We start from the raw sequence: 12,363 nt of genomic DNA, 5'->3' as shown, positions 1-12,363 counted from the left end.
TCCTAAGCCCTGACTTCGGTTGGGTCCGAGTTCGACTCGATTCTGCTTCTATGGTAGCACGGTTTTGGAGGAAAAATAAAGATACCACGCGCCTATGAGTTTCAGGCGCTTATTTAGAAGCTCCACCACCCCTAAAACTCCAATCTTGAACGCGTTCAAGATTGGAGTCTTGATGGGCCGGTCGGTGGAGAACCGACCGGCCTTAGCCGTCACGCGGCGTCTTTGGGACCCCAGGGGATGACGGCCTGCAGGGACAGATCGTCCTGGTTCGCGGCCTTGCCGAGGTTGGCGTTGAAGCCGTGGTCGCGGATGGTCAGCGTGTAGTAGTCAGCGCCGGTCTCCTTGTTCTGCTTCTTCCAGATGCCGCCGCACTCGACCAACTTGCCGCGCGGGGAGCGGCCGAGGACGCGGTGCGTGGGGGCCATCGGGTTCGAGCTCGCGACGGGTTCGACCGTGATGTCGAGGTCGAAGGTCAGGGTCGAGATGGAGCCGACGCCCTTGGCGGTTTCGATGTCGGCGCTGGTGAATTTGATGCAGTTCGTGGTCATTGCTCTTCTCCTTGTTTGCGTTGCAATGATGGTCACCTTGCAGCTGGCCAAGGCCCGGCCACACCGAAGGCGGAGCGCAGCGGAGAGGGGCAGGCGCCGGTCTTTTTGGTCCGCGCGGAATGACCCGCAGGGTCAGGGGAAAAAGATCGGCGACAACCTTTGTGGACGGGACGACAGCTGCGACCAGCATGTCATGCAACTCAGACAAAGGGAGAAGTGCGGTGGCCATGAAGGAAAGTAGGGGAACAGACGAGAGAGATGCCGCAAGGAGTAGGGATTGTCTTCTCGTCCATCCAAACTTCAAGACTCTTCGAAGACCAAAGCCGTCAGATCACAAATCGATGGCAACGGCAGAGCATTCGCCCATCCTTCCGTGGCATCACAGGGGCGTTTGCGTTCGCATTCGGAGATGCAGGCGTCCAGATACCATCGAGTTGCCAGACACTCATCCGCTCTGGTGCCCGACTAATGGCCAGACCTGGCTCTGAGATTCTTCGCGTGTCGCTGTTATCCTCAGACCAATGGAAGTGTCCTGAGCCAGAGATAAAAACGAGGTCATAGCGCGCTCAACAACTCGATTGCATGTGCCAGTGGTAACGCTCGAATGTCCTTCGCGACGGGGACCTCATGCTCACCGGCATAGACCAGGAGCTTTCGGTTGGCTCCAATGTCCTCGGCCCCTGTGTGAAATCCTCTCGAAACCTTTGGTGCAGTCGTCCGTTTGATCTCAACAGCCCAGATGTCGCCGCTTGGCAAACGCAAAACCAAGTCGAGTTCAGCACCGGCCGAAGTGCGATAGAAGAAAGGTTCGGTGCCTAAAGGGGCGGCAGCAAGAAGCGCCTCGATACAGAACCCCTCCCAACTGCCACCGACGACCGGGTGCCCGAGCAAGCCTTCTGTCGTGCCGATGCCCAACAGCGCATGCACGATGCCGCTGTCTCTCACATAGACCTTTGGCGATTTCACCAGACGCTTGCCGACATTCTCGTGCCAGGGCTGCAGGCGTCTCACCAGCATGAGATCGACGAGCAGATCGAGGTAGCGCCCAACGGTCTGGCCGGACACGCCCAATCCCTCGGCAAGGGCCGCGGCGTTCAGAAGGCCGCCCTGGACATGCGCAAGCATCGTCCAGAACCGCCGCAAGGTCGCTGCCGGAATCCGAGGTCCGAGGGCAGGGATGTCTCGCTCCAGATAGGTGCGCAGGAAATCCAGACGCCAGTCCATACTTGCCCGATCGCTCGCGGCCTGAAAGCTGTCGGGAAAGCCGCCGCGCAGCCAGAGCAAGTTCAACTGATCGGCCCCCACCTCGTCAGGCTGCAAGGGGGGCATTTCAACATATCGAACACGACCGGCGAGGGATTCCGCCGTTTGGTGCAAGAGGATATTGGAAGCCGATCCCAATAGCAGGAACTGTCCCGTCCGAAACCCGGCCCGCCGACGCTGATCGATCTGGCCGCGCAAGGTTCTGAAGAGGTCAGGCATCTGCTGCACCTCGTCGAGGATGACGAGTTTGCCCGCCTGTTCGTCCAGATAGAGATCTGGTTCAGTCAGGATTTGCCTGTCCGCCTCACGCTCAAGGTCGAGATAGACAGATGGGCGCTCTGATGCGATGTCGAGTGCAAGTGTTGTCTTTCCGACCTGTCGGGGGCCGAGAAGGACCACAGCCGCTTGGCTCTCCAAGGAAGACTGAACGAATTGTTGGGTCTTGCGTTTGTACATACCTTGCAATTACTCCACGATACGGAAGATTTGCAAGGTTAATCTTACCTACGGCCATAGCTAGTTGCTCAAGCCGAAGTATCTTACTGCCCCAGCAAAACAGCCGTGGCCAAGGAGCATCGACGCAAAATGAGTGCATTCAAATCTGTATCCAAGGGCCTCGAAGAGGCTCTGGCCTTCGCGAATGGCGATTTGGCCGACGCCAAAGTGCATGAAGTGTCCGTGGCGGAGGTCGATGTCGCCGAAGTCCGGCAACGGACGGGCCTGTCCCAGGCCGAGTTCGCCAAGAGCATTGGCGTCGCGAAAGGTACGCTCCTGAACTGGGAACACGGGCGCCGGCACCCGACAGGCCCAGCACAGGTTCTGCTGGCATTGATCGCCAAGAAGCCTTCCGTCGTACAGGACCTCTTGCGCGGGGCGTGAACCGGGGCCTAAGCCCCGATCCTCTTGATGCGGATTCCGAGCTTGCGGGCCTTGTCGACGATGTTCTCGGTGATGCCCGAACCGGGCGTGGCAATCAGACCCTGTGGCATGGTTTCGAGCATCTTGTCGTTGCGCTTGAAGGGGGCAGCCTTGCCATGGCTCTTCCAGTCGGGTTTGAACGCCACCTGCGTGACACCACGGGTATCTGCCCAGCGGGCAGCGATCATCTCGGCACCTTTTGGTGTGCCGCCGTGTAAAAGAATCATGTCTGGGTATTTCGCATGGGTGGCATCGAGGACGGACCAGATCAGGTCGTAGGCGTGATAGTCCCCGCCCGAGAAGGCGATCCGCGTGCCTTCGGGGCAGTGAACCTCGGTCTCCTTGCGCCGCTTGGCCGAGAGATAGGCCCGGCTGTCCACCACGGCGGAGGTGAGACCGCGATGCGAGACCTTGGATCCGGTGCGGGGCAGCCAGGGTGAACCGGTGGCGGCCGAGAAGTGGTCCACGGCCAGATCGCGCATCTGCTCGAAAGCGTCGCGATGGTCCCAGAGCTTAAGCCCGATCAACTGGAGGCGTTCCAGTTCAACCGAAGCGACCTCGGAACCGTCCTGGATGGCCAAACTTTCCCGGACCTCGAATTCGTTATCGTCGAGAAGCTTCTGGATATGGGCAAGCCGGCGATGGAAGATCGAGGTGAGGGACCAGAGCATCTCTTCGAGATTGTCTTCCAACTGGCTGCCGGTGAGGAGGCCGATAGTGGTGTCGAAAAGTGTCGCCATGGCGAGCTCGACCTCGTCAGGCTGGGGCAGGGGGCGATGATCGGTCTCGCCGGGTCCTGGTGTTGCGCCATGAAGTGCGAGGTGGTCGAGGATGGCGGAGGTTACGCCGGTTTCCTCGGGGATGTCTGTCTGATGGGGCATTGTCTGGTTCCTCTGATTGATCTGACCCGATTTGGATGGGGCGATAACAGGACCGGCGGCGACCGGGCCGCATCCGTCAGGATCGGAGCGCAGCGGAGAATGCGCCCAGGGCCGGAAAATTGCTCCCGCGAGGAATGAGCCGAAGGCTCAGGGGAATTTTCTGGTGCGGGGCGCATTGCTGTCCGGGCGAGGAGCACTCTGCTCCGACCCGCCGGTCCATCGCTCCTCTTTTCCAAACGGGTTCAGATCGAACCCGCGGAACCTTTGCCCTGTCGGACGTCACTTATGGGGCTGGCGCTCACCCGTCCTCGATCTCCAGACCTTGTACTTTCATGGCCTCAAGCAACGACCGGCGCAGCGCATCTTTGCCAAATGCCCGCAGATCGTCGTTGAAATCGCCCATGTTTGGCACGAGACCACCACAGGCAATACCAAGCGATTCCAGTTGGTTACGCAGTCTCAGTGATGCGGTTCGTCCCGCTTCGTCATTGTCCCGCGCGATCCAGATACGCTTGATCCCCGGCGGCGGGATGAAGAGGCCGAGATGGGTGGCAGTGAGACAGGAGGCGAGGTCAAACTCGGAGAGAGCCGTGCCGACCGAGAGGGTGTTCTCGAGACCTTCACCGACGATGAGATCGCTGCGCGCCTTGCCGGACCAGAAGCGGATGGCATGGCCGTGCAGCTGTCCGAGGATCCGCTTCGGGCTCTCGATCTCGGCCAAACCGCCGGTGGACGGGTCGAGATAGAAGCGTGCGCAGCCGGTGATCTGGCCCCGATTGTCGGTGATCTTCGCGAGCAGGGCAGGGGCCCTTTGCGGCGGATCGGCGTCGTCCTCGCCCTGCCGCAGGAAAACCCGCGGGTGATAACGCAGCGCCGGACCCAGCCGTGTGATCCCGCGCCCCTGCAGATAGGTGGCAGCCAAGGTGCCGAGAACCGGCTTGCCAGCGGCAAAGAGCTTCCGCGCCCGCGCAATGCGTTTGCTAGAGGCAGCATCGGGGCACTCAGCCCTTTGGGTGTCACAAGGTAAGGAAGGGCAGGGGGCCTCGCCGAGAAAGGACCGGGCCTCCCTCAGCGTTTCCTTGAGCGTGACCGAACCAAGCCGTTCATGCATCAGGTCAATCAGATCGCCATACTCACCGGTCGCGAAATCGGTCCAAGATCCGGCTTTGCGCCCACCCTGAGCTTGCAGCCGGATGGCGAGGCTCTGACCCTTTGCGCCCGAAGTGTCGCCAACCTGCCAATAGTTGCCCTGCTTGGACCCCTCGGGGAAATACTGGCGGCAGAAACTCTCGGCGCGGTCTGCAAGATCAGCCGAGAGGTCTGCGATGCTGCGCCGCGCGCTCATGCGGCTGCATCCGCTGCGCTTGCGCCAACCGGATGCGCGGCAAGGACCCGCGCCAGCACCTCGGTGCAATCCACCGGGATGAACACCCGCGTCTTCCACTGGATCACCTCGGTGAAACAGCCCAAGGCCTTCAATGCGGGCAGTGCCGCGCCCGACGCTCCGATCAGCTCGAGCCTCGGCTGTCCCATGACCAGAGAGCGACGCAACTGGTAGCCCCCAAGCAGGCTGAGGGTCGTCTTCGCGTCCATGACCGCGCCGAACACCTCCTGCGGCGTCATCTCAATCTGGCAGTCGAGACCAAGGCGCGCATAGACATTGAGAAGCTGTTCCTGGCTGACCAAGCGGCCGATGGCGCGCTCCCCGTCCTCGGTCTGCAGACGATAGATCCGCATGTTGTCGGCGGGCAGCCGGTCCCAGATCGGCAGGAGGAGGCCGCAGATCAGCGTGATCTTCGATGTAGTGAACTCCGGCACCGCGTCGACCTCGGCCTGCCAGAGCTGCTCGAACATCGCATCATCGATCTCTTCCCAGTGCGACTTCGAGAACTCGGTCAGCGCGAGGATTTCGGTCGCCATGGGCCGCAGGAGCTTCACCCGCAAGATCGGCACGCCATCCTCGTCCATGAAGGCCGGCGCTTTCACCATCAGGGCCGCGCGTTTGGAGGTCTTGTTCCAGCACAGCGTCGCGCCTCTTGTGTCGGCGCAGATGGCTTTGACGCGGGGCAGAGTGAGCGGATCGTTGCGATCGATACGCTCCACGGTCAGCGCAGTTGCCGTCGCGCCCGTCGCCTCATGCTCGAAGATGACCTTGCGATCAACGATCTCAAACTTCTCGGCGCGCAGGGTCTCTAGCCCGACATCGAGGGTGCCTGCCTGACGCGCGTCCTCAATTATCGCCGAAAGAAACCCGCCGAAGGCCTCGAAGATCGCGTCCTGCATGTCGATGCGGAGCGCGAGGCAGCGGTTCAGGAACTGCTGGATCGGCGGCAGGGTTTCCTTCATCGTGCCATCCGCCTCATCGAGCGTCAGCCCGGTCATCTCCTGGAACCTGGAGTAGGAGCAGGCGTCGATCTTGCCCGCGCGCAGCTTGTAGAAGAACTGCCGCAACGCCGCTCGTGCATAAGGGCTCTCGAGGTTGTCCTCGGCGCGGAACATGTTCTGCCCACCCGTCTCGCGTTGCCCCTTGGTGATGGCCCCGAGCGTATCGAGGCGGCGGGCGATGGTGGAGAGGAACCGCTTCTCACCCTTCACGTCTGTGGCAACGGGGCGAAAGAGCGGCGGCTGCGCTTGGTTCGTGCGGTTGGTACGCCCCAGCCCCTGGATCGCATTGTCGGCTTTCCAGCCAGGCTCAAGCAAGTAATGCACCCGGAGGCGCTGGTTCTTTGCACCAAGATCGGCGTGGTAGCTGCGCCCCGTGCCACCGGCGTCAGAAAAGATCAGGATGCGCTTGGCGTCATCCATGAAGGCCTGGGTTTCGCCGAGGTTGGAGGAGGCGGCTCGGTTCTCGACCTTGAGCCGCCCTTCACGCGTCCTCGCGATGCGCCGCTTGCGCCCCGTGACCTCGGCCACCGCATCGCCCCCGAAATGCCACAGGATCTGATCGAGCGCGCCCTGCACCGGGGCAAGGGCACCGAGATGCTCGACAAGCTCATCCCGCCGCCGCTCCGCCTCACGGCAGATAATCGGATTGCCATCACCATCGAGGGCGGGACGCGAGCGTAGGTCGCCGTTCTCGTCGGAGTAGGGCTCGAAGAGCTGCGTCGGGAAGCTGTGCATGAGGTAGTCCATGATGTTCTCGCGCGGCGTAAAATCGACCTGCAGGTCGTCCCACTCCGAGGGCGGGATCTCTTCGAGGCGCCGTTCCATCACCGCCTCGCTGGTCGAGACCACCTGAATCACGGCCGAATGCCCCGCGGCCAGGTCCGCTTCGATCGCATGGATGAGCGAAGGGCATTTCATGGCGGTGATGAGATGATTGAAGAAACGCTGCTTGTTGCTCTCGAAGGCCGAGCGCGCAGCGGATTTCGCCTGGGGGTTCAGCGTACCGGTCTCGGAGGAAATACCCGAGGCCTGAAGGGCGGCCTCCAAGTTGGTGTGGATGATCTGGTAGGCATCGGCATAGCTGTCATAGATCGCGATCTGTGCGGGCGTCAGCTCATGCACCAGCATTTCGTATTCGACCCCGGCATAGGAGAGGGACCGCGCAAGATAGAGCCCGAGCGCCTTCAGATCGCGCGAGATCATCTCCATGGCAGCAATGCCCCCGGCCTCCATCGCGGCAACGAACTCGGCCCGCGTCACGAAAGGGAAATCACCCGTGCCCCAGAGCCCGAGACGGGAGGCATAGGCGAGATTGCCGACCACCGTCGCGCCGGTCGCTGAGACGTAGAGCACCCGGGCATCGGGAACGGCATTTTGCAGCGCGAGGCCAGCAAGGCCTTGTTGGGATGCCTTCTTGTCGCCGCGGTCGGACTTTTCGCCGGCGGCATTCGCCATGGCGTGGCTTTCGTCGAAAGCGATGACCCCGTTGAACCCCTCGCCAAGCCAGGACGTCACCTGATCGAGGCGGGAGGCTTTCCCGTCGCGTTCAGCAGAACGCAGGGTGGCATAGGTGACGAAGAGGATGCCCTCTGGGAGACGGATATCGCTCCCCTGGCGGAATTTCGAGAGCGGCACGATATCGCTTTCACGCCCCCCAAGCGCCATCCAGTCGCGGCGCGCATCCTCGATGAGCTTGTCGCTCTTCGAGACCCAGACCGCGCGGCGTCGTCCTTGCAGCCAATTGTCGAGGATGATGCCCGCGACCTGCCGGCCCTTGCCGCAGCCCGTGCCATCGCCGAGGAACCAGCCCTTGCGCAGGCGAAAGGCACCTTCGTCATCCTCAGACGCTGCCATCAGCTGACCTTCGATCTCGCCGCGCTTGAACCAGCCCTTGAGATGCGTCTCGTGTGCATTGCCCGCGTAGATCACGCTTTCGAGCTGCGGCGCAGAGAGGAGACCGTCTCGAACGAGGGTCTTCGGCAGAACGGGGCGGTAGCTCGGCACGGGCGGCGGCACCGAGGCCATGGCGGCGGATTGCACAAGTGCTGTCGGATGCTCCGCCGCGCCGTCGATCCGGATCGCCTGCAGGTCATAGACCTCGTAGACCGTGTCCTGCAACGTGCCATAGGGTTCGCTCCAGGCTTTTGGCAAGTAGTCGAGCGGGGCCGTCTCGATGTCGTCGAACGGATGCTTCGCGCGTTCCTCGGCGAGCGCACGGGTTTCTTTGCGTGCTGCGTTGCGCAGGGCGTGGAGGTTGGTGCGGGTCGGCTGAGACGGGACCGAAAGGGCCGATGTGGTGGGGCAGGGCGGGGGGCTGCGGCGTTCCGGGCAATGGGCGAGTACTACGGAGAGAAGATCACTCGTGGTCGCGCAGATCGGATGATAGGCGGCGTCAATATCAGCCGGTGCGGTCTCTTCAGCACCAGCCGCGCGCTTATCGATTACCGTCAACCGCGTGTCGATCGTGGTGCCATGCCGTGCGAAGACCTTGCCGTCGATGGGGGCCGAAAACACGACATCGGCGCTCTGGCCGATCCGCTGAAATGTCGACTGGAAGGATTTCAAAGAGGGACGGAAGCTTTCGCCGGTGATGACGACAAGCCGCCCACCAGGCGCGAGGCGTGCCAGGGCGGAAAGCACATGCTGACTGGTCGCTTGCCTAAACCGGCCCTCGACATGGTTGGCAGCGGAAAACGGCGGGTTCATCACCACGACCGAGGGCGTGATCGAGCGATCAAGACGATCGTCGATCGAGGCAGCATCGTGGTCAGATACGGCGGCATCGGGGAACAACTGCCCCAGTAGGGCGCGGCGCGTGTCGGCAAGTTCATTCAGCGCCAACCGTGCACCAGCGATCTTTGCAAAGATGGCCAGCATGCCCGTGCCCGTCGACGGCTCGAGCATCAGGTCGTCGTCCCGAAACCCGGCGGCCTGCGCGACGATGGCCGCGAGGGGCAAAGGCGTGGAAAACTGTTGCAGACGGATACTGTCTTCGGAGCGGCGCGTGTGAGACGGGGCCAGAGCCGTGAAACGTTCGATCATGGTGAGGAAGGCCTGCGGCGACAGTGCCTGACGCTGCATCAGCGCGCCGTAGCGCGAGAGTATAAGGATTTGGGCGACCTCGGCCGCCTCATAGGCGTCTTTCCAGACCCAGGCACCACTTGTGTCACTGGCACCGCAAGCATCTTCCATCGCGGCGCGAAGTGCGGCGGCGTCGATGGACCTGCCTGCCTCGAAAACGGGGACGAGGATTTTCGCAGCCTGCATCAGGTTTTGGGCGAAGCGTGGGGCATCCGGCAGGGCAGGGGCTTCGGGCTCGGTTGCAAGTTGGACGGAATGGGGGTGAGCGTTCATCGGCAATCTCCGGGGTTGAGGGTTGGCCCCGAGCCCCGCGTGCACTCTCTCACCCGGGAGGGGTCACCCCTCCCGCCCTGTCTCTCACTCTTTCATGGCCTCGAAAACTGAAGTCTTGGCAGCGAAAACTTATCCACAAAATCTGGGGATGACGCTGTGGGCGTTGTCGCGCAAACCCATGCCAGGCTGCTGGGACACGGCCGTGCCTGCATTTTGGGCACCTCCAGCGAAACGGACCCGACACACAGCAAGCTCGGGGACCGAATGGTCAACGAGGAGAAATCGCAAGAGCTCAGAATGGGGATCTGCAAATAAAAAGGCGACATCCGGGAGGAGGTGGATGCCGCCGATTATTCCGGATCGGCTCAGGGAGGAGGAGAGAACCGATCACAAGAGCGAACATAGGAGCAATGCTGCAGTCGCACAATGGGCGGGCTATGACTTTTCTGCAATGCAGCAATGCATGTCCGCGATCGGGTGCTGCCCATAGTTCCGGTGTGTGGCGGCGAGTTATTCTATGGATATGCGGTCAATGCACCGGTCGCGGGTGGCGCATGGGGATCGGACCGAGGAACGGCATTCCGCGCCTCCGGCAAACAATGCGTCTCATAGGCGCCAACAAACCCCCAGCAAGCGTCGATCTCCTCGCCACCCTGTTCGACGATGTAACCATAGACACGCCCACCAAGGTAAGAATCGTAGTCGGCGGTCTCACCACGTAAGATGTCTACAGCCTGTTCGCGCAGGGCCTTGGTCACGCGTTTTACACCGAATTCCTTTCGGACCGCTTCGAGCGTCACGTAGACGTAACCGACCTGCCCAGAATCCCACGGGCAGTGGAACCCGACGGTGTTCATCGCGAGACCGGAATGGTCATAGAGAAACACAGGCAGAATGATTGCCTTCCGCTCGGCGCGGTCCCGCAGACGATCCATCGAGAGATCGCTCTGATCCGAGACGCCCGCAAGATCGCGCAGGAACGCCTCAGGGCTGTCGTACTGATGGCTGTCACCCAGCCGATAGCGGCGGTGCCAGCAGATCAGCGTACCGAGGTTGCACCACTCTCGTGGGTCCTCAGCGTCGGGGTCGTGGTAGATCTTGATCGTGTGGCCCTGGTGGACCTCCTCGTAGACGGGATCTTGCATGTCCATGTCCTTTCTCGAAACGCAATCGACCCGCCAAGCCGGTTGTGGCGCAGGCGGGTCGATCTGGATGGGATCAGATGGTTGGTGAGTTTGCCGCCCGGCGGATCAGGCGGCGGCGCGATTCTGGCGATGCTGGACGTGCTCGACAGAGACCTTGAGAAGCCAATCCTCAAAGCCAAGAATGGTCTGGTGACCCGCAACCGCCTGGACCCAGGCCGCACGCGGATCGCTGCCGATCTGCGTCGGGTCGTTGTCGATCCGGCCATTGGCCATCCACGGTTCGGGTTGTATGCGTCCGAGCCAGTCAGCCAGTGACGGGATACGCCCCTGGCAGTCTTCGCGCACATGCTGCTCGCCGATCCAGCGGATCGGAACGACCCGGCCCGCGCTGTTGATCAGGCTGCGACCGAACACCCGCTCGGCATCATAAATCCCGACCGTATGATGTTTTTGGGCTCTGTGAACAAAGAGACCTAGGTGCTCTTTAGATGAGTCAAACCAGTCATGCACATGTTGGTAATCATCTGGAACACCGCCAAATCTACGGGCCGAGCTTTCGGCGTGGTGGAGAGGATGTGCCATGTCAGAGCCCCTCATGTTCTGTGGTGTCGGTCTCGATGAAGCGGTTCGAGTGGCTGACATCGATCTTGTCCGTCTCGAGCGCCCAGGTCAATTCGCCATAGCCGCCCTCGTTGTTTTCGAAGCCAGGGCTCAGCGCATAGGCAAAGTCCCAGCCGAAATCTTCGACCCGTCGCCGCAGCTCTTCTGTCAGGGTAATCGTGTCAGGCGTCACGACGACCTCCTCGACATTGCCGGAATCGCCATAGCCTTCATATTGCACGTCGAGGCCGGTCACGCCGAGGCCGCGCAGTTCGGTGAGAAGCGCCGCGCGGGTCTCGACCCGCTGTTCGGCTGCCCGTCTCTGGGCTTCGAGCATCTGCGCGTAGAAATCATTTGCTTGTGTCATATCTTCGGTCCTTTGGAATTGAGGGAGGGTGAGGGCGACCGTCTTGCAGGCCGCGCCCCGGAGGTTTCCTTTGGGGGGCTTCAGGCCGCAGCGTCGCCGCGTTTCTCAGCCGTCCGGTCAACCAGGTTGAAATACAAATTCTCGGTCGCGCGCTTGAACCCCGGCGGTTTGCGCGGAGCGAGGCAGCGCACCGAGGCGCTGCAGCTCTCGCCGTGCTCCATCGCGAACTGCGTCACTTGGTCGATCAGATCATCCATGCCCGCGGCCTCGATGCGCTTTTCGGGGTAGTTCGCCAGCATCTGGAACTGGGTGACGACGAAGGCGCCATCGCGATGTGCGGGATAGAGGGTGATCTGGTAGTCGAGTGTCTTGGCCATCTCTGGTCTCCTGCGGCAGGCCGGACACGATCATCGCGCCCCTTGGAACCCGCCAGCCCGAAAGGACCGCCCTTTGTGCAAGGGCGATCCGTGGCGATGTCGGTGAAAAAGGGGCGTCAGTATTCCGACGGCAGAAGCAGGGTCAGGACCCGGCGCGTCTGATCAGGATCGGAGGGCTCAGGCGAGCCATAGGTGTAGTCGACGTCGTACAGGTCGATCTTGAACCAGACCTTCGTGCCGTCGAGGTCGATGACGCCCATCTCGTGCCATCCTTGCGGGTCGCTGTCAGCGTTGAACGCGTCAAATGAAGCCACGCTGCGGGTGAGAGCAAGCTGGGCATCGGGCCCAAGCGCTGCAACGCCACGGGTCATCACGAACTGGCCCTGCGGGGCATCGGTGACGAGGATATTGCCAAGGATAGAGCGACGAAAGGCGTCATTCTGCGAAGCGACGAGTGCGGCTTCCTTAACGGGATCGAGGTCAAGTGTGGTGGTCATGGGATATCTCCGGGACGGGCCCGCCGAT

At 61.8% G+C, this 12,363-nt stretch carries 11 protein-coding genes; 1 reads left to right on the top strand and 10 read right to left on the bottom strand.

All coding sequences use genetic code 11. The annotated features are described in order from the left end of the window. Positions 1-209: 209 nt before the first annotated feature. Both FIU92_RS22270 and FIU92_RS22260 read right to left on the bottom strand, forming a co-directional pair. Positions 210-548 (bottom strand): DUF736 family protein, encoded by a 339-nt coding sequence (locus FIU92_RS22270; protein WP_008335659.1) that lies wholly within the window; start codon positions 546-548, stop codon positions 210-212. 555 nt (positions 549-1,103) lie between these two features. After that, complete coding sequence (locus FIU92_RS22260; RefSeq protein WP_008335662.1) at positions 1,104-2,267, bottom strand: ATP-binding protein; 1,164 nt, start codon at positions 2,265-2,267, stop codon at positions 1,104-1,106. A gap of 129 nt (positions 2,268-2,396) precedes the next feature. Between FIU92_RS22260 and FIU92_RS22255 the strand changes: the two genes are divergently transcribed. Next, positions 2,397-2,690: a DNA-binding transcriptional regulator gene (locus FIU92_RS22255; RefSeq protein ID WP_008335665.1), complete on the top strand. Its 294-nt coding sequence runs from the start codon at positions 2,397-2,399 to the stop codon at positions 2,688-2,690. Positions 2,691-2,698: 8 nt separating this feature from the next. On the opposite strand, the gene FIU92_RS22250 is transcribed toward FIU92_RS22255, so the two are convergent. From FIU92_RS22250 to FIU92_RS22215, 8 genes are all read right to left on the bottom strand, one after another. Continuing rightward, positions 2,699-3,610 carry a DUF2493 domain-containing protein gene (locus tag FIU92_RS22250; RefSeq protein ID WP_009804234.1) on the bottom strand — a complete coding sequence of 304 codons (912 nt, stop codon included), beginning with the start codon at positions 3,608-3,610 and terminating at the stop codon, positions 2,699-2,701. A gap of 298 nt (positions 3,611-3,908) precedes the next feature. Beyond that, the gene (locus tag FIU92_RS22245) at positions 3,909-4,955 is read right to left on the bottom strand and encodes a toprim domain-containing protein (RefSeq protein ID WP_008335668.1); all 1,047 of its coding nucleotides are present in this window, start codon (positions 4,953-4,955) and stop codon (positions 3,909-3,911) included. Further along, a complete protein-coding gene (locus FIU92_RS22240; protein ID WP_040609075.1) occupies positions 4,952-9,349 on the bottom strand; it encodes a strawberry notch-like NTP hydrolase domain-containing protein in 4,398 nt (1,465 codons plus the stop codon). The genes FIU92_RS22245 and FIU92_RS22240 overlap by 4 nt, the downstream gene beginning before the upstream one ends. A 515-nt stretch (positions 9,350-9,864) precedes the next feature. Then, the gene (locus FIU92_RS22235) at positions 9,865-10,494 is read right to left on the bottom strand and encodes a hypothetical protein (RefSeq protein WP_037931030.1); all 630 of its coding nucleotides are present in this window, start codon (positions 10,492-10,494) and stop codon (positions 9,865-9,867) included. Positions 10,495-10,599: 105 nt separating this feature from the next. Further along, positions 10,600-11,076 carry a hypothetical protein gene (locus FIU92_RS22230; RefSeq protein WP_037930962.1) on the bottom strand — a complete coding sequence of 159 codons (477 nt, stop codon included), beginning with the start codon at positions 11,074-11,076 and terminating at the stop codon, positions 10,600-10,602. 1 nt (position 11,077) lies between these two features. Beyond that, positions 11,078-11,461, bottom strand: coding sequence for a DUF6878 family protein (locus FIU92_RS22225; RefSeq protein WP_009804230.1), 384 nt, complete (start codon positions 11,459-11,461; stop codon positions 11,078-11,080). Positions 11,462-11,541: 80 nt separating this feature from the next. After that, on the bottom strand, positions 11,542-11,838 hold the full coding sequence (locus tag FIU92_RS22220; RefSeq protein ID WP_009804229.1) for a hypothetical protein: 297 nt from the start codon (positions 11,836-11,838) through the stop codon (positions 11,542-11,544). A gap of 116 nt (positions 11,839-11,954) precedes the next feature. After that, complete coding sequence (locus FIU92_RS22215; protein WP_009804228.1) at positions 11,955-12,335, bottom strand: DUF3768 domain-containing protein; 381 nt, start codon at positions 12,333-12,335, stop codon at positions 11,955-11,957. Positions 12,336-12,363 lie beyond the last annotated feature (28 nt).

Source organism: Ruegeria sp. THAF33, from assembly GCF_009363615.1.
GTDB lineage: Bacteria > Pseudomonadota > Alphaproteobacteria > Rhodobacterales > Rhodobacteraceae > Ruegeria.
Note: the sequence above shows the minus strand (reverse complement) of the source record. Positions and strands in the feature narration are given on the sequence as shown.

What these genes read in the sequence shown, in the direction of transcription:
- FIU92_RS22245 (WP_008335668.1), bottom strand. Translation starts at nt 4,955, where the DNA reads ATGAGCGCGCGGCGCAGCATCGCAGACCTCTCGGCTGATCTTGCAGAC.
- FIU92_RS22240 (WP_040609075.1), bottom strand. Translation starts at nt 9,349, where the DNA reads ATGAACGCTCACCCCCATTCCGTCCAACTTGCAACCGAGCCCGAAGCC.
- FIU92_RS22270 (WP_008335659.1), bottom strand. Translation starts at nt 548, where the DNA reads ATGACCACGAACTGCATCAAATTCACCAGCGCCGACATCGAAACCGCC.
- FIU92_RS22250 (WP_009804234.1), bottom strand. Translation starts at nt 3,610, where the DNA reads ATGCCCCATCAGACAGACATCCCCGAGGAAACCGGCGTAACCTCCGCC.
- FIU92_RS22215 (WP_009804228.1), bottom strand. Translation starts at nt 12,335, where the DNA reads ATGACCACCACACTTGACCTCGATCCCGTTAAGGAAGCCGCACTCGTC.
- FIU92_RS22220 (WP_009804229.1), bottom strand. Translation starts at nt 11,838, where the DNA reads ATGGCCAAGACACTCGACTACCAGATCACCCTCTATCCCGCACATCGC.
- FIU92_RS22255 (WP_008335665.1), top strand. Translation starts at nt 2,397, where the DNA reads ATGAGTGCATTCAAATCTGTATCCAAGGGCCTCGAAGAGGCTCTGGCC.
- FIU92_RS22235 (WP_037931030.1), bottom strand. Translation starts at nt 10,494, where the DNA reads ATGCAAGATCCCGTCTACGAGGAGGTCCACCAGGGCCACACGATCAAG.
- FIU92_RS22260 (WP_008335662.1), bottom strand. Translation starts at nt 2,267, where the DNA reads ATGTACAAACGCAAGACCCAACAATTCGTTCAGTCTTCCTTGGAGAGC.
- FIU92_RS22230 (WP_037930962.1), bottom strand. Translation starts at nt 11,076, where the DNA reads ATGGCACATCCTCTCCACCACGCCGAAAGCTCGGCCCGTAGATTTGGC.
- FIU92_RS22225 (WP_009804230.1), bottom strand. Translation starts at nt 11,461, where the DNA reads ATGACACAAGCAAATGATTTCTACGCGCAGATGCTCGAAGCCCAGAGA.